This window comes from Helicobacter sp. 23-1045, from assembly GCF_053654655.1.
Genome location: NZ_JBSIUR010000006.1, coordinates 39,292 through 62,508 on the forward strand (window position 1 = coordinate 39,292; position 23,217 = coordinate 62,508).

General features: G+C 40.0%; 31 protein-coding genes. 15 read left to right on the forward strand and 16 right to left on the reverse strand.

Going from position 1 to position 23,217, the window contains the following annotated elements; all coding sequences use genetic code 11:
• The first annotated feature begins 79 nt into the window (after nt 1–79).
• The 7 genes from ACWIUE_RS07140 to ACWIUE_RS07170 are packed head-to-tail and all read left to right on the forward strand — an operon-like array spanning nt 80 to nt 4,062.
• On the forward strand, nt 80–748 hold the full coding sequence (locus ACWIUE_RS07140; protein ID WP_454136031.1) for a hypothetical protein: 669 nt from the start codon (nt 80–82) through the stop codon (nt 746–748).
• Complete coding sequence (locus tag ACWIUE_RS07145) at nt 745–1,311, forward strand: hypothetical protein (protein ID WP_454136032.1); 567 nt, start codon at nt 745–747, stop codon at nt 1,309–1,311. Before ACWIUE_RS07140 ends, ACWIUE_RS07145 begins: the two co-directional genes overlap by 4 nt.
• The gene (locus ACWIUE_RS07150) at nt 1,308–2,513 is read left to right on the forward strand and encodes a tetratricopeptide repeat protein (protein WP_454136033.1); all 1,206 of its coding nucleotides are present in this window, start codon (nt 1,308–1,310) and stop codon (nt 2,511–2,513) included. Before ACWIUE_RS07145 ends, ACWIUE_RS07150 begins: the two co-directional genes overlap by 4 nt.
• Nucleotides 2,498–3,097, forward strand: coding sequence for a hypothetical protein (locus ACWIUE_RS07155; RefSeq protein ID WP_454136034.1), 600 nt, complete (start codon nt 2,498–2,500; stop codon nt 3,095–3,097). The genes ACWIUE_RS07150 and ACWIUE_RS07155 overlap by 16 nt, the downstream gene beginning before the upstream one ends.
• Nucleotides 3,098–3,145: 48 nt before the next feature.
• On the forward strand, nt 3,146–3,397 hold the full coding sequence (locus ACWIUE_RS07160) for a YfhL family 4Fe-4S dicluster ferredoxin (RefSeq protein WP_454136035.1): 252 nt from the start codon (nt 3,146–3,148) through the stop codon (nt 3,395–3,397).
• 2 nt (nt 3,398–3,399) lie between these two features.
• Nucleotides 3,400–3,774 carry a DUF4156 domain-containing protein gene (locus tag ACWIUE_RS07165; RefSeq protein ID WP_454136036.1) on the forward strand — a complete coding sequence of 125 codons (375 nt, stop codon included), beginning with the start codon at nt 3,400–3,402 and terminating at the stop codon, nt 3,772–3,774.
• 36 nt (nt 3,775–3,810) lie between these two features.
• Nucleotides 3,811–4,062 (forward strand): hypothetical protein, encoded by a 252-nt coding sequence (locus tag ACWIUE_RS07170; RefSeq protein ID WP_454136037.1) that lies wholly within the window; start codon nt 3,811–3,813, stop codon nt 4,060–4,062.
• Here the strand turns inward: ACWIUE_RS07170 and ACWIUE_RS07175 are convergent.
• The 3 genes from ACWIUE_RS07175 to ACWIUE_RS07185 all read right to left on the reverse strand — a co-directional run bounded on the left by ACWIUE_RS07175 (nt 4,024) and on the right by ACWIUE_RS07185 (nt 4,795).
• The gene (locus ACWIUE_RS07175; protein ID WP_454136038.1) at nt 4,024–4,272 is read right to left on the reverse strand and encodes a hypothetical protein; all 249 of its coding nucleotides are present in this window, start codon (nt 4,270–4,272) and stop codon (nt 4,024–4,026) included. The genes ACWIUE_RS07170 and ACWIUE_RS07175 overlap by 39 nt on opposite strands.
• Nucleotides 4,273–4,281: 9 nt before the next feature.
• A complete protein-coding gene (locus ACWIUE_RS07180; RefSeq protein WP_454136039.1) occupies nt 4,282–4,566 on the reverse strand; it encodes a hypothetical protein in 285 nt (94 codons plus the stop codon).
• 70 nt (nt 4,567–4,636) lie between these two features.
• Nucleotides 4,637–4,795: a hypothetical protein gene (locus ACWIUE_RS07185; RefSeq protein ID WP_454136040.1), complete on the reverse strand. Its 159-nt coding sequence runs from the start codon at nt 4,793–4,795 to the stop codon at nt 4,637–4,639.
• A gap of 143 nt (nt 4,796–4,938) precedes the next feature.
• Here ACWIUE_RS07185 and ACWIUE_RS07190 point away from each other — a divergent pair, with 143 nt between their 5' ends.
• A complete protein-coding gene (locus ACWIUE_RS07190; RefSeq protein ID WP_454136041.1) occupies nt 4,939–5,148 on the forward strand; it encodes a hypothetical protein in 210 nt (69 codons plus the stop codon).
• 50 nt (nt 5,149–5,198) lie between these two features.
• Here ACWIUE_RS07190 and ACWIUE_RS07195 read toward each other — a convergent pair whose 3' ends face one another.
• Complete coding sequence (locus ACWIUE_RS07195) at nt 5,199–5,363, reverse strand: hypothetical protein (RefSeq protein WP_454136042.1); 165 nt, start codon at nt 5,361–5,363, stop codon at nt 5,199–5,201.
• Between the two features lie 34 nt (nt 5,364–5,397).
• Here ACWIUE_RS07195 and ACWIUE_RS07200 point away from each other — a divergent pair, with 34 nt between their 5' ends.
• Nucleotides 5,398–5,547, forward strand: coding sequence for a hypothetical protein (locus ACWIUE_RS07200; RefSeq protein ID WP_454136043.1), 150 nt, complete (start codon nt 5,398–5,400; stop codon nt 5,545–5,547).
• A gap of 39 nt (nt 5,548–5,586) precedes the next feature.
• On the forward strand, nt 5,587–5,718 hold the full coding sequence (locus tag ACWIUE_RS07205; protein ID WP_454136044.1) for a hypothetical protein: 132 nt from the start codon (nt 5,587–5,589) through the stop codon (nt 5,716–5,718).
• 37 nt (nt 5,719–5,755) lie between these two features.
• Here ACWIUE_RS07205 and ACWIUE_RS07210 read toward each other — a convergent pair whose 3' ends face one another.
• The 3 genes from ACWIUE_RS07210 to ACWIUE_RS07220 all read right to left on the reverse strand — a co-directional run bounded on the left by ACWIUE_RS07210 (nt 5,756) and on the right by ACWIUE_RS07220 (nt 6,921).
• Nucleotides 5,756–5,905, reverse strand: a complete 150-nt coding sequence (locus tag ACWIUE_RS07210; protein ID WP_454136045.1) for a hypothetical protein — start codon at nt 5,903–5,905, stop codon at nt 5,756–5,758.
• Between the two features lie 27 nt (nt 5,906–5,932).
• On the reverse strand, nt 5,933–6,586 hold the full coding sequence (locus ACWIUE_RS07215) for a metallophosphoesterase family protein (protein WP_454136046.1): 654 nt from the start codon (nt 6,584–6,586) through the stop codon (nt 5,933–5,935).
• 128 nt (nt 6,587–6,714) lie between these two features.
• Entirely contained in the window at nt 6,715–6,921 is a 207-nt protein-coding gene (locus tag ACWIUE_RS07220; protein ID WP_454136047.1) for an ATP-binding domain-containing protein, read from the reverse strand.
• 118 nt (nt 6,922–7,039) lie between these two features.
• On the opposite strand from ACWIUE_RS07220, the gene ACWIUE_RS07225 reads away from it, so the two are divergent.
• The gene (locus ACWIUE_RS07225) at nt 7,040–7,657 is read left to right on the forward strand and encodes a hypothetical protein (RefSeq protein WP_454136048.1); all 618 of its coding nucleotides are present in this window, start codon (nt 7,040–7,042) and stop codon (nt 7,655–7,657) included.
• A gap of 7 nt (nt 7,658–7,664) precedes the next feature.
• On the opposite strand, the gene tilS is transcribed toward ACWIUE_RS07225, so the two are convergent.
• From tilS to ACWIUE_RS07250, 5 genes are all read right to left on the reverse strand, one after another.
• The gene (gene tilS / locus ACWIUE_RS07230) at nt 7,665–8,759 is read right to left on the reverse strand and encodes a tRNA lysidine(34) synthetase TilS (RefSeq protein ID WP_454136049.1); all 1,095 of its coding nucleotides are present in this window, start codon (nt 8,757–8,759) and stop codon (nt 7,665–7,667) included.
• Nucleotides 8,760–8,778: 19 nt separating this feature from the next.
• The gene (gene panB, locus ACWIUE_RS07235) at nt 8,779–9,555 is read right to left on the reverse strand and encodes a 3-methyl-2-oxobutanoate hydroxymethyltransferase (protein ID WP_454136050.1); all 777 of its coding nucleotides are present in this window, start codon (nt 9,553–9,555) and stop codon (nt 8,779–8,781) included.
• 70 nt (nt 9,556–9,625) lie between these two features.
• Entirely contained in the window at nt 9,626–10,456 is an 831-nt protein-coding gene (locus tag ACWIUE_RS07240; protein WP_454136051.1) for a hypothetical protein, read from the reverse strand.
• A 97-nt stretch (nt 10,457–10,553) separates the two neighbouring features.
• Entirely contained in the window at nt 10,554–11,906 is a 1,353-nt protein-coding gene (gene gdhA, locus ACWIUE_RS07245; RefSeq protein ID WP_454136052.1) for an NADP-specific glutamate dehydrogenase, read from the reverse strand.
• 298 nt (nt 11,907–12,204) lie between these two features.
• Nucleotides 12,205–13,230, reverse strand: coding sequence for a radical SAM/SPASM domain-containing protein (locus ACWIUE_RS07250; RefSeq protein WP_454136053.1), 1,026 nt, complete (start codon nt 13,228–13,230; stop codon nt 12,205–12,207).
• 126 nt (nt 13,231–13,356) lie between these two features.
• Between ACWIUE_RS07250 and ACWIUE_RS07255 the strand changes: the two genes are divergently transcribed.
• From ACWIUE_RS07255 to ACWIUE_RS07270, 4 genes are all read left to right on the forward strand, one after another.
• Nucleotides 13,357–13,794, forward strand: coding sequence for a helix-turn-helix domain-containing protein (locus tag ACWIUE_RS07255; RefSeq protein WP_454136054.1), 438 nt, complete (start codon nt 13,357–13,359; stop codon nt 13,792–13,794).
• Between the two features lie 217 nt (nt 13,795–14,011).
• On the forward strand, nt 14,012–14,548 hold the full coding sequence (locus ACWIUE_RS07260) for a 50S ribosomal protein L25/general stress protein Ctc (protein WP_454136055.1): 537 nt from the start codon (nt 14,012–14,014) through the stop codon (nt 14,546–14,548).
• Between the two features lie 132 nt (nt 14,549–14,680).
• On the forward strand, nt 14,681–15,322 hold the full coding sequence (gene pth, locus ACWIUE_RS07265; RefSeq protein WP_454136056.1) for an aminoacyl-tRNA hydrolase: 642 nt from the start codon (nt 14,681–14,683) through the stop codon (nt 15,320–15,322).
• Nucleotides 15,323–15,425: 103 nt separating this feature from the next.
• Nucleotides 15,426–18,023 (forward strand): hypothetical protein, encoded by a 2,598-nt coding sequence (locus ACWIUE_RS07270; RefSeq protein ID WP_454136057.1) that lies wholly within the window; start codon nt 15,426–15,428, stop codon nt 18,021–18,023.
• A gap of 106 nt (nt 18,024–18,129) precedes the next feature.
• Here ACWIUE_RS07270 and ACWIUE_RS07275 read toward each other — a convergent pair whose 3' ends face one another.
• From ACWIUE_RS07275 to ACWIUE_RS07290, 4 genes are read right to left on the reverse strand one after another with little or no spacing between them, the layout of a single operon-like run.
• The gene (locus ACWIUE_RS07275) at nt 18,130–19,209 is read right to left on the reverse strand and encodes a cytochrome-c peroxidase (RefSeq protein WP_454136058.1); all 1,080 of its coding nucleotides are present in this window, start codon (nt 19,207–19,209) and stop codon (nt 18,130–18,132) included.
• A gap of 12 nt (nt 19,210–19,221) precedes the next feature.
• Nucleotides 19,222–20,280, reverse strand: coding sequence for an outer membrane beta-barrel protein (locus ACWIUE_RS07280; protein ID WP_454136059.1), 1,059 nt, complete (start codon nt 20,278–20,280; stop codon nt 19,222–19,224).
• Nucleotides 20,281–20,290: 10 nt separating this feature from the next.
• Complete coding sequence (locus ACWIUE_RS07285) at nt 20,291–22,969, reverse strand: TonB-dependent receptor plug domain-containing protein (RefSeq protein ID WP_454136060.1); 2,679 nt, start codon at nt 22,967–22,969, stop codon at nt 20,291–20,293.
• Nucleotides 22,858–23,160 (reverse strand): hypothetical protein, encoded by a 303-nt coding sequence (locus tag ACWIUE_RS07290; RefSeq protein WP_454136061.1) that lies wholly within the window; start codon nt 23,158–23,160, stop codon nt 22,858–22,860. Before ACWIUE_RS07290 ends, ACWIUE_RS07285 begins: the two co-directional genes overlap by 112 nt.
• Nucleotides 23,161–23,217 lie beyond the last annotated feature (57 nt).

A 23,217-nucleotide genomic window follows, 5' to 3' on the forward strand; every position in this document is an offset into this window, starting at 1 on the left:
TTTGGGTTGCTAGTGATTTTGGCACTCGCTTCGATTGTGATTGCGTTTATCCCAAATATGTTTTTGTTTTTGGTATAATTTGGGTGTTTTTTGCAAGTGGATTCTGCGTGGAATCCTATTATTTAATATCATTTTTGCAGAATCTATACTTGCAGATTCTGCGAAAATCTCACAAATCGCAGAATCTACCCCAAAAGATTCTGCGCCACAGCCTTTTGTTTTACAACCATCGATTTTAAATGACAAAACCATTGATTTTATCAACAAAACTTCATTAGAGCTTTTTAACAAAACAAATGTGAATCTTTATGTAGTGGCAATCGATTCGCCTAGCAAAAATGGCAAAGTTTTTGAAATTTATGATAATTTTAAGGGCTATTTGATGAAAGATTTGCAAACGCCGTTTGTGGCGATTATAGCGATAAAAAATCAAAAAAAAATCGATATAATCACAAGCGATGAATCCATTCTCACAAAAGATGACAAAAAAAAGATTTATTGGGAATATATGGTGCCGTTGTTGCCACAAAAGGACAGCGAAGTAGGTGCGCTATCAGCCGTTGTTTTCAATGGCTATGTGGAGGCGGTGGATTTAATCGCGCAAAATTTTGGCGTAGAGATAAAGCACAATATCGCCAAAAATGAAAAGGGCGCAAAGCTCGTGGCGCAGGGCATTTTGTATCTAATGTTATTTTCACTACTTGGGCTTTTTGCCTTTGTTTATTTTTTTAAAAGGACTTCAAAATGAAAGATAAAAACTACTATCCGCTTGGCATTGCGATATTTTTTGGGATTATGTGTTGCGGGATATTAGCGACAATTTACATTTCGCTAAAATACAAGCCCGATTATGACAATGCGTATTTTTCCACGAAGCAGGAAGTCGATAGGAATATCAATATGATTTTAAGGGCGCAAAATGAGTTAGAGGCAAAATATCAGTTTTTCGCGCTAAATGGGGCGGAGAAAGTCCCGCTTGCGCGCAGTGTCACTCGCAAATCGCCCCCGCTTCTTGCGCCAAATGCGCTGCGGTATGAGATTTTAGATTCTGCGAATAATCGCGTAGTCCCACAAAATAGCAAGGTTTTTATTACTCGCTTTGCGGATTCAAGTGCAAATTTGGATTTAGGCGAGTTGCAAATCAAAGATGGCGAGTTAGTTTCAAAGGAATTATCCCTAAAAAAGGGCGATTGGAAGGTTTTGGTGGAGTTTGAGATTGAGGGTAAAAAGGCGTATTTTTCGCAACGCATTTTAGTTGAGGGCGCAGAATCTGCCCTAGATTCTGCGAAAAAGGCAGATTCTGCGAAATGAAAGCACTTTTTTTAACACTAATCTTACTTTTTTCGCAAGTTTTCGCAGAATCTAGCGCGAAATTTGACGAGGATAAATACATTTTAGACGCGCTAGATGCGGTGGATTTGGGCGAGGATAAAAGGGCGATTGAGATTTATGAGACTTTGTATAAAAATACGCAAAAAATCGAATATTTAAAAGAAAAGATTTTCGCGCTAATGCGCCTAAAAGAGCACAAAGACGCGCTAGATTCTGCGGAGACTTTTTTGAAAATCGCTCCAAATAATTTGGAAGTCCTAAAAATCAAAGCATTTCTGTTAAGGGATGATACAGATTGCGCGATTGAGATTTTGCAAAAAGTCGTGGCACTTGAAAATAGCGAGATAAATAATATCGCCCTTGCAAATTTATATATACAGAAAAATGACGCAAAGCGCGCAAGGGAGCATTTACTAAACGCCTATAATGACAAAAAAAATGAAAGCATTTTGCTGTTTGTAACAAGCATTGATTTGCAAGGTGGAGAGGTAGATTCTGCGTTATTTAGGGAGCATTTTGGCGATGAGATGGGGGAGGGGTTTGCGCAGGTTTTATTAGAGCTTGGCGCAAACTCAAATGCGCTAGATAAGTTAGATGCGCTGTTTGCGGACTTTTATGCGCGTAAAGGCTCGCAGACAAATGCCAAAAATTTGGCAAAATTATATTTTTTGCAAAATCGCTTTGATAAAATCGTAGAACTTGAAAACGCGCTAGAAGCGGACTTTGCCATCGATATTTATTTGAGTAAAAAGGACTATGTGCGCGCTAAAAGCATAGCACAGAGGGCATTTGATGATACGAAAAATAATCATTATTTAGGCATTTTGGGGATTATAAAATTTGAAAGTGCGGATGATAAAAATGCCGTAATTCCGCAGGTGACGCAGAATCTCGCCCTTGCGCTGAAAGACAAATCAAATCACATTTTTGAAAATTATTTGGGATATTTGCTAATTGATTATGAAATCGACATAGCGCAGGGGATTTCCTATGTAAAACGCGCACTAAAAACGGATGCGAAAAATCCCGCGTATTTAGACTCCCTTGCGTGGGGGCACTTTAAAAATGGCGAGTGTAGCAAGGCAAAAGCGGTGATGGATGACATTCCGCGCGAAGTCATCGAAGGCGAAGCAGAAATCAAAACACATTTAGAGATGATAGAAAAATGCTTGACAAAATAAATCTTTTTTGCAGTAATATTTTGCATAAAATCTACTTGCAGTCCGCCATCTCACGGGCAAAAAGCATTGTTGAGAAGCGGATGGATGAAGTGGAGTTCGGCGTGCTTGGGCGTTCTTTATGCCTAAATCAACTGCCACCACGCGATTTTAGCACTCTAAAAAACGCAGAAATCAAATCCATAAAATCCCTAAAAGAAGCGCAATCTTTGTCAAAAAACGCAGAATCTACCGCAATCATCGCAAATACCGCCTTGCAAAAGGACATTTCGCTAGTGGCGGATATTAGAAAATATACGCCATTTTTGATTTTGCAAAGTGACATTTTTATCTCCAAATATCAAATTTTGGAAGCACTCGTATTTGGCGCGGATGGCGTGATTTTATCGCCTATGATTTTGCCAAAATCCTCACTTTTGGCATTGCAAGAGTATGCTTATCATTTGGGTATGGAAGTGGCGATTTTGGCGCGGACAAGGGAGCATTTCGCGCTAAAAGCAAATATTTTTATCGCGCCAAAAATTTTGGCAGATTCTGCGCCAAATAAATCTTTGATTTTTTTGCAAAATATTATAGATTTCAAATAAATTTTATGCTATAAATGCAATTTTAAAATTTTAAAAAAGGGATACAAAATGGCGTTGATGATAAATGATGAATGTATCGCTTGTGATGCGTGCAGGGAAGAGTGCCCAAATGAAGCGATTGACGATAATGACCCAATCTATATTATTGACCCTGATAAATGCACGGAGTGCGTGGGGCATTACGATGAGCCAAACTGCGTTTTGGTGTGCCCTGTGGATGCGATTATCCCAGACCCCGATAATATGGAAAATATCGATGAGTTGCGCTTTAAGTTTCAAAAATTAAATAATGGAGAGTGAATATGAAAAGAGTAATTTTAGCGATTGGCGTGGCGTTTTTGGCGGGTTGCAGTAGCACGATAAATATTTTGAACTCTGATGCGCGAGTTGTCCGCATCACCACAAACGAGCCTACGCCAGATTGCCAATATTTGGGCGAAGTGTATGGGACGCAAACAAACAACGGCTTTTTTAGCGAGTCCGAGCTAAATGAGGGCGCAATCAACGATACGAAAAATAAAGCGCATCAACTCGGTGGCGATACAATTTTCTTTTTAACCAATCAAAATAAGTTTAGCGTCCGCTCATCGGGCAATAGCATTATTTTGGATGATAGTTTGAAGGCGAGTAATGAAGTGAATATAACAGCGTTAGTGTATCGCTGTCGAGGGTTATAAAAGGCGCGATTGTCTTTTTGACGATTTCGCGGGAGTTTGAAAAATTCTCACTCAATGGACTTTATGTCCTATTTTCGCTCGAATTTTTCGGCACAACCCACGAAATCGCCTAAAAATACTTCCGCGCGGGACGCTAGTTATTTTTTATTTTCACTAACGCAAAAATCGCAACTACTTCGATTGAGATTCTGCGAATCGCAGAATCTAATAAAAAAATACAAAATTTTGCAGAATCTAGCACGAAAAAAGTCAAAAATCGCAGAATCTAGTCAAAAATGTCATTACTAGCGCGAAGCGAAGAATCTCATTTTCTCCCCCTCCCTTGCGTGAGAACCACACCCCAAACCCCTCCCGCAAGGGGAGGGGCTTTTTCTGTCTCCCCCTCCCTTGCGGAGGGGGATTAAGGGGGTGGGTAATTTTTTTTGTCATTGCGAGACTTGCCAAAGGCAAGTCGTGGCAATCCGTAGAATTTGTGAGCAAAGCGAAGCAACCATCCAAACAAAATTGTCATTTTGAGCGAGTGAAACTAGCGAAAAATCTCAAAATCTCCGTCATTGCGAGGCGAAGCGCAGATTCGCCGAAGCAATCCATAAATTTTGCGAACACAGTGAAGCAATCATCCAAATCAAGCAAATCAATGCAGTTTCGTTGCAAGTAAGCGATTCGTCTAAAATGCAGAATTTCCCTAATGGATTGCCACGATTTTTGCGTTGCAAAATCTCGCAATGACGGACAATAACGCCCCACTTCGTCATTGCGAGGCGCACGAGCAAAGCGAGTGCAACGAAGCAATCTAAATCACACAAATCTAAAAGAAAAATAAAATCAATGTCACAAAAGCGAATCAATAAATAATTTGCATTTAGATTCGCCACAAAACCCACATTTGCCCCAATCCAAAAGTCGCCTTAAATAGATTGCTTCGCCTTGCTATCGCAAGGACTCGCAATGACGAAGTGGAGCGATAAGATTCGCATTGCAAAAGCCCTCGCAATGACGATAAAACCGCAGAATCTAACATTCAATTTTGTCATATTGAGACTTTGAAAACGCCGAAATATCTCAAAATATTTCAAATAAAAGAGATTCTGTGATTCGCAGAATCTTTGGATTGCCACGAAGTCGCCCAAATGCGACTTCTTGCAATGACAAGATTTTTATTTTTTGGATTGCTTCGTTGTTTTCGCTACGCTAAAACTGCCTCGCAATGACGGAAAATCCACCGCAGATTCTGCGATTTCGCAGAATCTAAAAATAAATGTGGATTGCCACGATTTGCCAAAGGCAAATCTCGCAATGACGGAGAGTAATGCAGATTCTGCGTTTTTTCGTGCAAGATTCTGCAAATCACACACAAATCGCAGACTGCCATAATTTCACAGAATCTGCCCCAATTTCGCAGAATCTAGCATAGATTGCCACGCTCACTTTGCTTGCTCGCAATGACGAATAACAACGCCCCACTTCGTCATTGCGAGGCGCGAAGTGCCGAAGCAGTCCAAATCACACAAATCTAAAAGAAAAATAAAATAAATATTCCAAAAGAAAATCAATAAATGATTTGCATTTAGATTCGCCATAAAACCCACTATTTGCCCCAATCCAAAAGTCGCCTAAAATAGATTGCTTCGCCTTGTTATCGCAAGGACTCGCAATGACGAAGCGGGGGTAGATTCTGCGATTTCGTGCAGAATCGCAGAATCTCGCAATGACAATTTAGATTCTGCGTCAAATCCCGCATTCTACGCAATTTATGAGATTCGCAGAATCTAATACGAAAAATATACCCACCCCTGCGCCACCCTAACGCAAGTGAGGGGGGAGGGGAAATTTGAGATTTTTCGCTTATTTCATTCGCTTAAAATGACAAACTTAAAAGCAAATTCGCAGAATCTAAAAATAAATGTGGATTGCCACGACTTGCATTCGCAAGTCTCGCAATGACAAATTTTTCGTGCGAGATTCTGCGAGATTTTGATTTTTAGATTCTGCGATTCACACGAAATTCGCAGAATCTAGCGTAGATTGCCACGAATTTACTTCGTAAATTCTCGCAATGACAAATTTTTCGTGCGAGATTCTGCAAATCAAACGCAAATCGCAGAATCTGCCCCAAATCGCAGAATCTCATCCCAAAATCTGCCCTAGATTCTGCGATTTACTTTGCCATTTTTATCGCTTCTTTTAGCGTGAGCGGGGCGAGTAGCGTTTGCTCGCACGAGAGATTTACGCAAAATCGTTGCGAGGTTATGCGCGAGTGCGTGTGCCCGTGGATATTTAGCGAGCATTCGCAAAATCGATAATAATCGTCCAAAACATCCCGCACAGCGCAGAATCTGTCTTTTTTCTTTCTGTCAAACACGGGGAAATGCGAAAACATTATCCGCTCCCCCGCGACATCGCACACAAGGGCGTTTAGGTAGATTTTGCCTTCAATGTTTTTGTATTTTTGGGCGATTTTTTGGCGGATAAATTTTTTTTGCGGGATTTGCAAAATGACTTTATTTTTCGCCATCCACCCTAGCGCACGAAGTTTTTCAAATCTTTTAATGTCGTTATTGCCGATGATTAGGCGTTTTTTGCCGTTTAGTTTTTTGATATATTTTAGTCCGTTACCAAAATACACATCGCCCAAATGCAACACCAAATCACCCCGCGAAATCCGCGCATTCCAATTATCCACGAGCAAATCAAAGTGATTTTTGTAACCCAAATGCGCCGCGATTTGTGAGCGGATTTTCTCCCGCGAGATGACGGACTTTTGCCCGAAATGCGTGTCTGAAATAAGAAATGTATCTAGCGAAATTTGCATAAATTATCCTTTGTAAAATCTAAATTTTTCGCAGAATCCATCGCATTTTTTAGCGAATCTAGCGTGGTTTCATCGACAAATTGGCGAATCTTGTATTTTTAAAAGCAAAGCATAAAAATAACCTTTAATCAAAGATTAAGTAATATTTCATTTCTCTGTATTAACCTTGCAATATTGTCATTTGTAACATCATTTTCAAAACTTATCATAGTAAGCCCATACTGCGCTCTTGTAATAGCGACATAAAGTAAGTTTTTATTAAGAGATTTTGTTATCAAAACAATAGTGATGGGAAATTCTTTCCCTTGAATCGCATCTATATCTACAATCTGCAAATCATTATCACTAAAACATTTTTTATTTGTTCAAAGTCTTTTTTGTGTTCGTTTTCGCAAATCAAAACAAATCAAATTTTGATATAATCTCGCCAAACCTTACATTAAGGACGCGTAAATGAAATTGTTGCATTGTGCTATATTGTGCTTATGTTTGGTATTTTGTAGCGGTTGCAGTGTTGTAGCGTATTATTCAACCGAATCAGACCCACAATTTCATTTTAACAAACAAGAACCTATCGCCATCTATACAAGCGAAACGCCCACCGTATCGGAGAAAAATTTAGGGCGATTGCTTGGAGAGTTAATGGCATTAGAGGGTTTTAAAGTAGCGGGATTTAATATAGATAGCCAAAAAACCGCGTGTAGAGTTACATTTAAGACAAGCCCTTCATCGCAAACATACACGGGCAGTTATACCACATACAAAACAAGCACCCACAGCACTTACATTCCCGGCAATTTTAGCCCTTATGGATATAAGCCTAGTCGCACCATAACGACTACCACTCAAACACCTATTAGCAATATTTACACAAAAGTGGTTGCTTATCAAAATATGGGTGTTAGCATTTTTTGTGAAAATAACGGCAAATTAGATAATATTTGGTATGGATTTTTTAGCGCAGATATGGATACTTATGATATTTATCAAGAGTATATTTTAGTAAAGCTTATAAGACTTATCGGCACTGATTTTGAAGGCTATGTTGATGTGAGTAGTATTGATAAATAAATACTCTTTAATTTTTAAGTGCATTTTTTAGCGAATCTAGCGTGGTTTCATCGACAAAGGGGCGAATCTTTGGCGGGATTTGGGCGATTCGCATTTTTTCTCTAAACTTTTTGTCGCATTTTTGGGCGTTTGTCAAATCATTTGCGCACATAAAAATAAAATCCGCGTTTTTATCAATCACAATTTTATCGCCCACCACGCACGAAAAATCGCTTTTTACAATCTCATCTCGCTGATTTTTGCTAATGACATAGCCCAATTTTTTAGCAACGCTATCGATTTGTGCCAAAAGTTGCAGTGGCACAAAATCAGCGCGTGGGATTAAAAAAATATGCTTTATTTGCAAAACTTGCACTTTACCATACAGCGCGACAAAATCCGCACTCAAATATCGAAACGACTTCACAATCCCGCGCCCAAATTTTTTTACAAGTTTATTGCCAAAATTTTTGCGAAAATAATTGCGCTTAAATTTTGCATTTTCATTGCTACTATCCACAAAAAATTTGATTTTATGCTTTTTTAAAAATGCCACAATCTCACATCGTGAAATCTCGCTCATCGGGCGAATAATGCGATAATTTTGACGATTTTTTGCGTGCGAATCTGGTGCCGAATCCAAATGCGAATCTAATCGCGAATCTATCTGTGATTCGCACTCCAAAAATCTAGATTCGACATTGCTACTAAATCCAAGTAGCGAATTTAGCCCACAGCCCTTTGTTAGCTGCATTAAAAGCCACTCAAATCTATCATTTAGCTGGTGGGCTAAAATGAGATTTTCATAATTTTTCGCCAAAATCACACGCTCAAAAAACACATATCTCACGCGCCTTGCTTCACTTTCAAAATTGCGCTTAATTTTTGGCGACTTAAAAATGTAGATTTTTTTGTGATATTTTTTTGCAAGTTTTTTGCCATATTTTAGCTCATCTTTCGCGCTTTTGCGGACACCATAATCCACCATTGCCAAATCAAAGTCGATATTTTGGCACATTAGCGCGAAAAATAGCGCAGTTGAATCCACGCCACCGCTAAAAGCAAGTAGATTTTTGCGCCCTTTTAGCGCGTCTAAATGCTTCAATCGCATTTTTTGAGCCATTAGATGCGCCTATTAAAGCCTAATAACTTTCATTTTCGTTTGGAAAATCGCCATTTTTAATATCCGCGACAAAGTGGCGAATCGCCTCTTTTAGCAAGGATTCGCCATCCATATATTTGCGGACAAATTTTGGCGTGAATTTATTAAAAAAGCCAAAAGCATCGCTCCACACGAGAATCTGTCCATCCACCCCACTGCCACTGCCAATGCCGATTGTAGGGACTTTTAGCGAATGCGAAATTTTTGTGGCAATATCAGCCTTTGTGCCTTCCAACAGCACACCAAAACAGCCCACGCTTTCAAGCGCACACGCCAAATCTAACAGCGCGTTTTTTTCATCATCGCTTTTGCCACTCACTTTATAGCCCTCAGCGCGAAAAAATTGCGGTTTTAGCCCGATATGCGCCATAACGGCGATTCCATTATCCACTAGCTCTTTTACAAGTGCGATTTTGTCTGCACCTACTTCGAGTTTTAGCGCGTCTGCGCCCGTTTCTTTGTATAGGCGAATCGCATTTTTTAGCGCGATTTGCGCATTTGAATAAGTGCCAAAAGGCATATCTGCGATTAAAAGCGAGTTTTTCACCACTTTTCGCACGGCTTTTGTGTGGTAAATCATATCACGCAAAGTCAGCGGGAGCGTGTCATCATTGCCACCAAAGCTCATCGACAAACTATCGCCTACCAAAATCATATCCACTTCTCCATCAAAAATCCCGCCCATAAGTGCGTCATAAGCAGTAATCGATGAGATTTTGCGCGTCCCTTTTAGCTTTTGAAATTGCGAAATTGTCATTTTTGCCACCTTAAAAAAATATAATTTTTTTGAATTTTTCTTGCGCTACAAATCCACACGAATCTAAAATCTACTTAAAATCTTTTTGCAATTTTAGCGGGATTTTATATGGCAAATCGCCTAATTGCAGATTCGCGTTAATATCCACGCCTGTGGATTTTACGCTATCTTTTGGAAGCGAAAAATTAAAATTATCCATAATAATATCCACGCTATCATCGCTTTGCTTTGTGCTTTTTGCATCGCCATTAAAGTCTAATCCCGCAAGGCGCAATTTATATGAGATATTTTCTAGCGAAAATTTTGCCTTTGTGTTGTTTTTGACATTGACAACGACTTTTGCGCCATCAATACCGAGATTTGCCTCTTTTAGGGAGATTTTTGGGTTTATGGTGGGGATTTCTATCTCAAATCGCTCTTTTAGATTATACTCAAATAGCGTGTCGCTTTGTGTGATTTCGCTTAACACTTTTGCATTATTTGGGACAAAAATCATTGTTGCCACCTCCACCTTAAAGGGCAGTGAATCGCGCGTGGTGTAGTCTTTTATCATCTTTACCAAATCATTTATGCGAATATCTGAATCCAAATTGATATTGCTTTTGGAGCGTGATTTAAGCGTAGTTTTGTCGCTGATTTTGTAAGAATTTATGATTTTATCTTCATAGTAAATATTTATCATCGCATCCTTGATATTCACGCTAAGCGGGAGAAAATTGTCGATTGTGATATTTGATTCAAGCACTAGCGAATCTAAATTTATGGATTTTAGTTTCACAGAATTTATGCTGATTTTTGGTTTGAATCGAATGTCCTCAAACACCGACTTTGTGCTAACCTCAGCACACGCGCTAAAAAATATCGCCACAAAAATGCCAAATGTCATAAAAATCTTTCGCAAAACTAAATCCTTTTTATTTTTTTGCGCGATTCGCACCCGAAATCGCGCTAGATTCGCGCTTGCGCGAATCTAGCCACGAATCTAAAAGCGCAATTTCTTACAAAATGCCCTGCTCTATCATCGCATCTGCCACTTTGCGGAATCCTGCGATATTCGCACCAGCCACGAGATTCCCCGCTAGTCCAAACTCTTTTGCAGTCTCATTTGCATTGTGAAAAATGCTCTCCATTATGCCGTGCAATCGCTTGTCAGCCACCTCAAAAGTCCAAGGCGTCATACTTGCATTTTGCGCCATTTCTAGTCCGCTAACTGCCACGCCACCAGCATTTGCCGCTTTGCCCGGACCATAGGCGATTTTTGCTTTGATAAACTCGTGCACCGCTTCCATAGTCGAAGGCATATTTGCACCCTCGCTCACGCACTCACAGCCATTTTTAAGCAATGCTTTTGCGTCCGCCAAATTAAGCTCATTTTGCGTAGCACTTGGAAATGCCGCAAAGCAAGGGATATGCCATACGGGATTTTCGCCTTTTTTGTATTTGCTAACAGGCGTGTATTCTGCGCTTTTTCGTGCTTTGGCGTATTCCTCCAAACTTGCGCGTTTGACTTCTTTGATTTCTTTTAGCAATTTTAAGTCAATGCCATCTTTGTCATAAATCATTCCGCGTGAATCGCTTATCGTTACGGGTTTTGCGCCTAATTGTTGCAATTTTTCCACGGTGTAAATTGCCACATTTCCACTGCCTGAAACGGTGCAGACTTTGCCTTTTAAGTCTTTTTTACGCGCTTTTAGCATTTCTTGCGCAAAATATACGCAACCATAGCCTGTGGCTTCGGTGCGCACCAAACTACCGCCCCATTTCAAATCTTTGCCTGTCAAAACGCCATCAAAGCGATTTTCTAACTTGCGATATTGCCCAAAAAGATAGCCGATTTCGCGTCCGCCCACGCCAATGTCTCCCGCTGGAACATCGGTGTGTGCGCCAATGTGTCTGCGAAGCTCTGTCATAAACGCTTGACAAAAGCGCATAACTTCGCCATTGCTCTTGCCTTTGGGGTCAAAATCGCTTCCGCCCTTGCCTCCACCCATCGCAAGTGTGGTTAGTGAATTTTTGAAAATCTGCTCAAATCCCAAAAATTTTATCGTCCCCGAAGTTACGCTCGGGTGAAAGCGCAAACCGCCCTTGTATGGTCCAATCGCGGAGTTAAACTCCACTCGCATAGCGCGATTAACTTGCACTTTGCCTTTGTCATCAACCCAAGTTACGCGAAAATGAATCTCTCTATCAGGGATTACAAGTCGCTCTAAAATGGCGTGCTGCTCGTATTTTTTCTCTTTTTTTAGTAGCGGTTCTAGCGATTCTAGCACCTCTTGCACCGCTTGATGAAACTCGCCCTGCGCTGGATACTTGTCCTTAACTAACTTTATCGTGCTTTTGATGTAACTCATTTCTGTCCTTTATGAAGTAATTTACGCGATTTTTAAAAATGTGCGGTTAGATTCTGCGAATTTATGCAATTTTTAAAAATCACGGATTGTAATTGTATAAAAATTTTGCTTTGATTTTTTTTAAATGTGATAGATTTTGTGAGGTAGATTCTGCGAGATTCTGCGATTTAGGGCGTTATGGCGAAATTTCGCAGAATCTATAATGATTTTAGTGCAAATTCTAAGATTCTGCGAATCGCAGAATCTATGTAAAAAAAGGTGCTTTGATTTGCGATTAGTTTGCAAACATTACAAAATCTTATATATTTGGCTTATAGTGGCAATACTCGCAAGGTGCGTATTTTGGCGCGTTGCTCATCAAATCCTTGCGGATTTTGATAAAGTTTTCATTCATAAACAGCGCAAATAAGTCGCTTTTGCTAACATCGCCTAGCACAAAGTTTTTGTGCGCCTCCACATCGCTACGCATATTACAGCAGGGCATCACAAGCCCATTGTAGTCGATAAAAATCTCGCGCAGTGGGTAATAGCAGGGAAAATCGCGCTTCTTTTTTGTAATGCGCTCATCTGTGATTGACCCAGCGCGATTACCGCCTACTATGCGTGGATTCCAGCATTGATAGACAAAATAAATGCCTTCATAAAGTAATTGCAAGTCATATTGCTCAATGTCGTTTCGCATAACTTTATAGTTTAGCGATAATTTTTTTGCCTTTGATTGCATTGCGGATTTTATAGATTCTGCGTCAAATTCGCTATTTTTGTCAAAATAATACGACATTATTATAAGTGTAATTCCAGCTTTTCTCAAAGCGTCCAAATAATCCCTATCCAAATAATCACCATTTGTAAAAATGCCAAGTTGTGCGTGTGGCAGTGCATTTCGCGCCTGACTTATGCGCTTTAAGATTAAATCTTTATTCGCCAAAGGCTCATTAAATCTATGAAAATTTAACAATCCACTATAATCAATCTCTGCTAAATTATTGATAATTTGTAAATATATTTGCTCGGGCAACTCAATACTTTGCGACTTTCTATCCACAAACGAATTAGGGCAAAACCAGCATTTACGATTGCAAAATGACGCGATTTCTATCTCTACCAAACGCACGCTTTGCTTTAAGATTCGCTTTTGTTTTTCTCTATCATTTGTAGGCGTGATTAGCTCTGCGTATTGCTCCAAAATGTCGTTTTTAGCCGATGATAGCGATACTTCTAATGCGCTAAAAAATTTATTTTTAATCTTATAGCGAAGAGTTTTAATAGGGATAATTTGCGAAAATCTTTCAATCCACTTTCGTTCAAATTCAATCAAATCCATAAAATTGTCCTTTTTTGAAAATTTTTAATCCAAAATTATATTTTAACTATAATTAAATTATCTTTAATCGCTAATTTTAGATTCTATAATCACACTTTTATAGCAAATCACAAAAAAGGCAAAGTTATGACAATTTTAGAGCGAATCAATGCCACATTAAAGGCAAAAAATATGACAAAGCGCGAACTTGCAAATCGCATCATCGCACTTGGATACCGCGCCAATAAAACAGGCGAGATTCCTAGCGAATCAAGCATTTACGCCTATCTAAATGGTAGCATTGAGCTAAAGGCGGATTTGCTCCCATATATCGCAGAAGCACTCAATATCTACGAGCAAGAGCTATTTTCTAGCGAATCTAAAAGTCAAAAGATTTTGCAAAAACTTTATTGCAATGATATAGAAAAATACGCTGAAATTATTGATTTGCTAGAATATGTGTCGCCCAAAACTTTGGAGACTTTGGAGGCGATTTTGAAAAAGGCAAAGGCGGATAATCAATCGCTAAATGCGGCGTTAAATAATTTCATAAACCAAAACGGGGGGGGGGCAGAAGTAAAGTGAATAGAAGTAAAATGATTGCTTAGATTCTGCGAATTTGGTGTGGGGTTTTATAAATCGCAGAATCTGGCGTGAAAATATATTAGATTCTGCGAATTTTGGACTTTTTGCGCTAAAATTTAGCTAGATTCTGCGCTTCACATAAATTCGCAGAATCTAATAAAACTTTAAATTTTCTATGCTATAATTCGCACTTTTATTTTTCAAAAAAGGATTAGAAATGTTAGAAGGGATTATTAGAGAGAGTATTTCAAAGTCCGCAAACAGGGCTTTACGAAACGATGGCTATCTAATAGCAAATATCTACGGCAAGGGCGCGACAAATATCCACTGCGCTTTCAAAGAAAATGACTTCATCCGCGCGATTAAGGCAAAAAAGGGCGTAAATTTTGATGTAAAAATTGGCAGCGAAGTCCATAATGTCGTGGTGCAAGAGTATCAAAGCGACCCTGTCACTTCAAAAATACTGCATATCGACTTGCTTCTTGCGCAAAAAGGCGTTGTGGCAAAGTATAAAATTCCCATAAGGCTTGAAGGCTCGGCGGTTGGCGTGAAAAATAAGGGCGTGTTGCTATTTAGTAAAAAGCGCATAAGCGTGAAATGCAAGGCGGAGGATTTGGTAGAGCATATCAAAGTCGATGTAAGTGCGCTAGATGTGGGCGATGCGGTGCTCGTGCGAGACTTACCCGAAGTGCCGAATATAAAGATTTTAGATAAGCCAGATGTCGCTGTGGTGGGCGTAATTAAGGCGAAGTGATTTTAGATTCGGCGGGATTTTTTTTGGTGAGATTCGGCGGGGTTTTCGTGGTGAGATTCGGCGAATCTAGCGCATTTTTTGCGTGAATCTCGTGAATCTTACGCAAAATGCGCGAATCTTTAAGGCAAATCTATGAAACTAATCGTAGCACTTGGCAATCCCACGCCAAAATACGCTAAAACCCGCCACAATGCGGGATTTATGGCGTTGGATTTTTTTATCTCACAGCTTAAAGATTTGGCAAATCTTATGCGAGATTCTACGCCATTTTCGCATTTGAAATCGCCAAATCGTGCGATAGATTTTTCGATGAGTGCGAAGTTTAACGCTGAAATTTTAAAATGCGAAAATGTCATTTTTGCCAAACCGCAAACTTTTATGAACGCCTCCGGCGAAGCGATTAAAGAAATCGCTGATTTTTACAAAATCGATATCGCCGATATTGCCGTGCTACACGATGATTTGGACTTGAATTTGGGGGCGGTGCGCTTTAAGATTGGCGGGGGCGATGCGGGGCATAATGGGCTAAAATCCATTGACGCGCTAGTGGGAGCGGATTACTTGCGGATTCGCATAGGCATTGGCAAACCGCAAAAGGACAGCCAAAACGCCGTGCTTGACTTTGTGCTGGGCGATTTTAGCGATTACGAAATAAAGACTTTGCGCCCTGTGTTTGAAAATGTCGCAAACGCACTTTTTGCGCTGATAGATGGCGCGAATCTAAATGATTTGCAAAATAAATTTACAAAGAAAATTAGCGCAAATGGCGCGTAATTTTATGCTACAATCACAAAATTTTTTATAAATTCTCGCGGATTGTAAAGCGGGTTTTAGATTCACGCAAGATTCGCGCAAAATTCGCACAAAAAGGGCAACAATGTTTGACTTAACCACCACCGAAGAAGAGCTTAAAAACAAAGTCGCAATGGAGTTTTTCGCAGACTTTAACGCAACAGCGCGATTTAATAATGTCGATTTTGTGATTGCACCGATGATTCAAGCCACACGCGAATCGCAATATTTTCTTTGGGCAGAGGCAAAACGGGGCAAAAGCGACATTATCGAATCTTTTATCCAGCTGATTTTAACCATCGGCAAGGCAAAATTGCAAGATTCGCTTATCCCGCCGTATTTTTTGGGCGCATTTGATGCTGAAAAATTCGCATTTGTAGAGTTTAGCGAAATCGCGCACATTTTTAGCCAAAATGATTTTAATTGGAATATCACGCCTAGCAACCACGAATCAAAAGAATTTAAGCAACTTTATAAACTTTTATGCGAGATTTTGGGGCGCAAAAATATTTGCTTTGATTTTGTGCGTGATAGCGCGGATTTGAGAGAATTTATAAAGGCAAATTTTACGCAAGAATTTTTAGGCATTCATAAGATTCAAGTCAAAGAGCACAATCTAAAATATATTTACATAAAGTGGCTAAACGCCGTAAAGCCCAGCATTAGCATTGATTGGGACGCTGTGAAACCAGCGATTATGGACGCAGATTTTTTCTTAGCGGATTTGCTAAGTCGCAATAATTCTACAAGCGAAATCATCGACAATCTCCGCATTTTGCTAGAAAATGACATTTACAAAGTGCGATTAGACAAGATTCAAATAAATGCGCAAATCATCGACACTTGGACGCATTTTAGCTTTAAGGACGCGCAAAAGGCGCACACGGCGTTTTGGAATACCTATGAACGCCCGCCAAAAGAGGAACTTTGGAATAAATTTATAAATCGTAGAGATTTGCTTGTGCCAGAAGACATACGAGAGCGCAAGGGTGCGTTTTTTACGCCACAAATTTGGACGCAAAAAGCGCAAGATTATTTGGCGCAATCTTTGGGTGAAAATTGGCAAGAGCAATATTATATTTGGGATTGTGCGGCGGGGACGGGCAATCTTTTGGCAAATCTTAAAAATCCGCGCAATATCTATGCCTCCACGCTTGATAGCGCAGATGTGGATATTATCAAAGAGCTATCGCGCACAAATGAAAAATCTATCGCGCTAAATTTGTTAGAAAATCATATTTTTCAATTTGATTTTTTGAATGATGATTTTTTTGACAAAGTCGATAAAAAAAGTGGCAAGATTTTAGTAAAATCAAAGCTCCCTGAATCCTTGCAAGAGATTTTGAGAGATGAATCTAAAAGGCAAAAATTAGTGATTTTTATAAATCCGCCGTATGCGGAGGCGACTTCGGGCAAAACTCCCGCAAAAACAGGGCAAAATAAAGCAAAAGTCGCAAGAGAAAATATGATTTGTGAGCGATATAAAGATGAGCTAGGCAAGGCAAATAACGAGCTTTTTGCGCAATTTTTTATGCGAATCTATAAAGAAATCCCAAATTGCATTTTGGGGAGCTTTGGGACGCTAAAATATGTAAATGCCACGAATTTCATACATTTTCGCCAAACTTTTAAAGCAAAATTTTTGAAAGGATTTATGATACCCGCATATTCGTTTGATAATGTAAATGGCGCATTTCCCATCGGCTTTTTGGTGTGGGATTTAGGCGAAAAAAAAGACATTAAAAAAGTCAAAGTAGATATTTTTAATGAACATAACAAGCGCATCGGCAAAAAGAATTTTTATGCAAAAGCCAAAAAAAATATAAATCAATGGATAAATAATTTTATCGACATAAACAACGAAGCGGTAGCCTTGATAGATACGCGAGGATTGGACTTTCAAAATCAACGCTACATTTCTATTAAATCGCAAGATTTTGTCATAACAGCGCACAGCACGGGATTATACCTTACAAAATACAATCTAATCCCTATGTGCGTATATTTCGCCGTTCGTAAAACTATAAAAGCATCGTGGATAAATGATAGAGACCAATTTTTATATCCAAATAAAAAATGGCGAAGTGATAGCGAATTTCACAGCGATTGCCTAGCATTCACGCTATTTCACTCCCAAAATCGTATTAGTGCGAATCTCTCCCCCTCCCTTGCGATAAATACCCCACCCCAAACCCCTCCCGCAAGGGGAGGGGCTTTCTCTATCTCCCCCTCCCTTGCGGAGGGGGACAAAGGGGGTGGGTTAAAACCTACAAATCACTTTATCCCATTTAGCGAATCGCAAGTGGGCGCAAAGGAGGCATTTAAAAGCGATTTTATGTTTAGATTCATAAATGGCAAGATTAAAAATGGAACGCTTGATGATTGCTTTATCCCTGAATCGCCACTAATTTTTAGCATAGAAGCAAAGGCAGTTTTTGACGCGGGATTAGAGCTTTGGCGATATTATCACAAATGCGCCAAAAGTGGCGAATCTTACCTAAATGACGCAAGTCTTTATGATATAAAAGAGTATTTTCAAGGGCGAAGCGAAAAAGGCAAAATGAATAATAAAAGCACCGATTCACATTATAATGAGCTAATCGCAAATTTACGAATCGCCCTAAACGCCCTTGCCACGAAAATCGAACCAAAAATTTATGAATATGAATTTTTGATGGAGTGAATCTTTGCAAATTCGCAGAATCTACGCTAGATTCTGCGAATCAAAACCCAAGATTCTGCGAATTTTGCGTGCGAGATTCTGCGATTCAAAAACTCATCTCAACCCATCACAGCACCCGCAAAAACGCCTCCAATGCCTCTATTTCATCTTTGCTTAAATTTAGCGGACGCAAAATCTCATCACTTTTTGGAAATGGCGGATTGTAGATTCTGCCCTCTTTTGGCGTGGGATTTGCCATACCAAAATTATATGCGTTGATTACGCCCCGTAAATGCGGAAAAAGCCCATTATGCATATAGGGCGCAGTTTTTGCCACGCCACGCAAGGATGGCGTTTTAAACGCTCCCACATCAGCGGGATTTTTGGTAACCTCATATCGCCCCAAATCCTCATATTTTTCGCGCCCATAGAAGTGCAATCCCAAATTATGATATTTGCCATCGCTAAATTCTACGCCATTGTGGCAGTTTATGCACCGCGCCTTTGTGCGAAAAAGGTGCATTCCATAGATTTCTTTCTCATTCATCGCACTTTTATCGCCTCTCATAAATCTATCAAAGCGCGTGGGGCGCATAGTCCCGCGCTCATAAGTCGCTATCGCCTTGCCTAGCAGCTCTGCGGTGATTTCGCTAGTGCCAAACGCACCTTTAAATTGCTCTCTATACTCGGCGATTTGATTTAGCTTTTGCGCGGCTTTATCGGCGTTATACGCCATTTCTAGCGGGTCGGCAATCGGCATAATCGCTTGTGCCTCCAAATCTTTTGCCCGTCCATCCCAAAATTTCTCCACGCCAAAGGCACTCATCGTAATGCTAGGTGCGTTTCGCCGTCCCTTTTGCCTATCGTGTCCGTAGCTCACACTGCGCCCATCGGCAAATCCAAGCTCTTCATCGTGGCAGTTCGCACAGGCGATTTGATTTGATAGCGACAAGCGCGGGTCGTTAAATAGCTTTTTGCCTAACTCGTGCTTTTCTTTGGAGTATGGATTGTGCGTGGGATATGGTGGCGTCTTTGGCAAGGCTTCTATTTCTCTAAACTCTACGCCATCGCTTAAATGTGGCTTTATCCAAAGCGCAGAATCTAGCTTATAAGATTCGATGATTTCATCGCGTGTAGGCTCATTTGCGCCACTTGCATTCATTAAATTCATCGCGCTTATCATTGCCAAAACTAAAATTTTTTTCATAATATCCTCCCTTTAAAAATGATAAATAATTCGCCCATTTAGCGAATAGTTTTGCGATAGTTTTCTAGTTTGCGAATCTAATTTGCCATCACCCGCATTTAAAAAATAGTGCGCCAAAAGCGGGATTTTTGCTACAAACTCAACGCCGATTTTATTTATCGCAACGATTTGAAATCCCAAATTTATGCTAACATTTGGGCTAGATAGATTCGCGCTATGCTCATCGATAGTCTCACGCACTCGTTTTAAACCATCGCCATCAAAAATATCGCCCCCAAAGCCAAGCCCCACAATCGCACCAAAATCAACGCTTTGCGAAGCATAAAAGTTCAGTAAAAAGTCCGCATTTATGCCGACATTTAGCATTTTTAGCTCACCAAAACCATTTGCCTTGTCATAATTATAATTTAGATTTGCATATCCGCGAATCCCAACACTATCATTAAAAAAGTAGCGATAACCAGCGATAATCCCTGCATTAAAAGCATCATTACTAGATGGATTTAAAAGTGCATTTGTGCCAATTTTTCCGCTCTCTGCATAATCAAATCGCATATAACCTAACTCAATCCCAGCAAAAAATGCGTTGCGATTTAGGGCAGATTCGGGGGATTTACCCGAATCGTTATTGCGAGATTCGACAGATTCGCCACTTTTGCCATTATGAGATTCGCCCTCCCCGTCATTCTGAGCGAGTGAAACGAGCGAAGAATCCAAACCACTAGACTCCAAATCCCTTGAATCGCAATCTTGCAAAGCCAAATCATTGTTTAATTCATTATTTTGCTTTTGCGACATTAATTCATAATTTTTATTTGATTCGTGTGATTTGGATACTTCGCTTTCTTGCGAAAGCTCAGTATGACGAGATGAATTAGATTCACCCCCACATTTACGCCATTGAAGCGTTGTTTTGCGCCATTTAGGCGTTGATTCGCCTTGCTTATTATTATCTATGATATTTTCGCATTTATGCCATTGAAGTCTGCCAAAGTCGCTAAATTCGTTAAGCGCATATCCCATATTCGCACATATAGCCCACGCAAACATTACAAATAAGATTTTTTTCATAACCGCCTCCCTAAAATTTATAGCCCATTTGTAACCAAAATTGTCGCCCCACTTCATACACGGGGATTGCCGAGCCTGCATAGGCATTTTCTGTGATTGCGCCATTTGTGCCACTTAATGCGCTTAGATTCTGAGAATTTAGCACATTATAAATATCCACATTTACATAAAGCGTATGTCGCCACTTCTCGCTTTTATAAAAATCCACTTCAAAGCCCACTCGCATATCCCAGCCAAATGTCCCCTTAAAGTGCATTTTGCCATATTGGTCGCCATTAAAAGTCGCAACATAATCAGGGTGTGTTCGACTAATAATCACCATTCTATCATACCCCGCTTTATAGCGAAAAAAGTTATTTAGTAGCCACTTTGTGCGCCCTATATCAAAGCTATGTGTAGTATTTAGGCGAATCGTAAATGGCAGTGCGTAGTTTTCCACAGGTCTATCGCGGTATTTGATAATCTGCCCATTATACATTATGTCAGTATTTTCGTAGTAGTTATCATCATAGGCATAGAGATTGTAGCTTCGCTCTGTTTTGGTATAGTCAAAGGCAAAAAGATAGTAGTGATTTATGCCATAAGTTTTGATAGGTTTGATGTTTTGCACTATTAGACTTATGATATGCGATTCGCTTACCCCATCATTTGTCCAAGTAGTGTAGTTAGTCGCATAGCCCGATTCGTTTGGTAGATTTAAATCACTTCGCCGTAGTCGCATAATCTCATCTTTACCATTGCGGTGAATGTATTTTATACCCACGCTAAACATATCCAAATTTTGCGTAATTCCGCCCATTAGCTCATCGCTAAAAGGGACATTTAGTTGATTAAATTTATATGGCGAAGTAGAATTTGTATTTGGCGTAGCTACCCAATCATCGTTTGGCGAATTGCGCGAATAAGTCTTTGTCGCCCTTTGATTATAATCATAAAATCGATATGCAAAGAGATTGCGCCCGTAGTAGCGATTCGCCCCAAAGGTAACCACACTTTGCCACTCAATCGGTGCTGGGCTAGTGTAGTTCATCGCATATCGTGGTGCAAGTGTGATTTTGTCCATATAGTTATCGCCATCAAGGCGCAGTCCCACTCGCGCACTCAAACTCCCCGTGCGCTCAAAATCAATCGTAATATTATCCTCGATAAAAACGCCAAAGGCGACATTGTCAAACTCCACATCCCCTGCCTCTCTAAAAATAGAAATCCCTCCAAAATACTGCCCTTTTGCGTTATTATAATCGCTTTGCCATTCTTTTGCGCTTGGTTTATTTGTCGGTTTTGCATTTGAGCAGGTGTAAAGTCCCAAACTATCCGCACCGCTAGGGCAAGAATTGCCATTTTTTATCGGCAGTGGATTATTAAATCCAATGTAATCATTTAGGCGATTTTTTTGCAAAATTTGATAGTTTAGCTCCGCACCTACGCGTAAATCGTGCTTAAATGCCCCAAGAGTTATTTTTTCAAAGGCAAAGTCGCTTTTTAAATTTAGCGAATTTTGAATTTGATTCATATCGCCATATCCGCCTTCACTTGCGCGATTTGCGCTATTTATCGCCCAATTTTTCTCACTGCTTGCATACCAGCTCATAAAATAATTTGCATCGCTTCGCCTTGAATTTTGCAATCTTTGATACCCAAGCGAGTTGCTCCAAAGTCCGATTTTACTTTGCCAAAGTGCCTTTGCCCCCGCTTGTATCCCGCCACTTTGCATTTCATAATAACTATTTTTTGCCACTGCGTTGTAATATGTATTAAATTGCGGGATATAGGCGAAATTCGCCTCCAATGCGAGATTTTCAGTGGGATTGTAATATGCTTTAATAAAAGCGTTGTAACTTTGGCGTTTTTGTGTGCGAGTGGCGCTCTGCTCGGTGCCGCCTTTTTTAATGCCCGTTGCACTATACGCTTGAAGCGGGATAAAACTTTGATTTGTGATAAAACTCGCCACTAGTCCTAAATCTTTGGTAATATAGCCCTCTGTATTTGCGCGGACTATGTGCTTGTGAAATTTGGGTTGATAGTTTTCATCGGCACTTGTATAAAACTCTGCTTCTACACTCTCATCAATATAATATTGCGTGAAATAATCTGCCGTGTGCTGATAGCTAAAATCCGCGTGCCATCCGTCCGTGCGTGGTTTTCGCACATTTGCCTCCACCACGCCACCGCTAAATCCACCATAAGCCGCGCTTACATTGCTATCCAACACATTTATAGATTCAAGCAAAGAAGTATCGATATTTAGCCCTTGCGAACGCCCACTTCGCATTGTGTCAGGTCCATTTGTATTGCCACCAGCGGGGTCTAAATCATTATTCATATTAAAGCCATCAAGTTGAAAATTATTTTGATAAAAAAGCCCTCCGCTTATGCTGATATTTGCGGGGTCGATTTCGCCCGGCGTAGTGGATTTTAACTGCGCGTTGTCAAACTGCACATTTGGGAGGATTTTTAGAATGCTTGTAATGTCGCCATTGGCATTTGGACTTGAATCCAAAGTATCTTTGCTAACGCTACTGCCACTTTGATAGGTTTCATACTCTGCCCTTGCGCGAATCGTAGAAGTGCCTATATCTACGACTTCGTAGTCATCGTGCGATTCGTGCGAATCTTGCGAATCGGTGTATGAATCTGTCGTGGATTCGGCATTTGAATTGCTATTTGAATCAACTTGTGCGATTCGCAAAAATCGCTCTTGGGGGGGGCAAAAGCAGAATTGCTTGAATCAGCATTTGATTCGCGTGAAATTTTATTTAAATCTTGACTTTGATTCACGCCAAAATCTTGAATTTTATCCACGCTCAAATCGCCCAAATCTGCCACACCTTGCACCGCAACAACCGCCCATAGCGTTAAAAAATACAAACTTCGTTTCATTATTTTGCCTTTACAATACGAGTAATATGAGAATAACAATCATTTTAAAATTTGAAA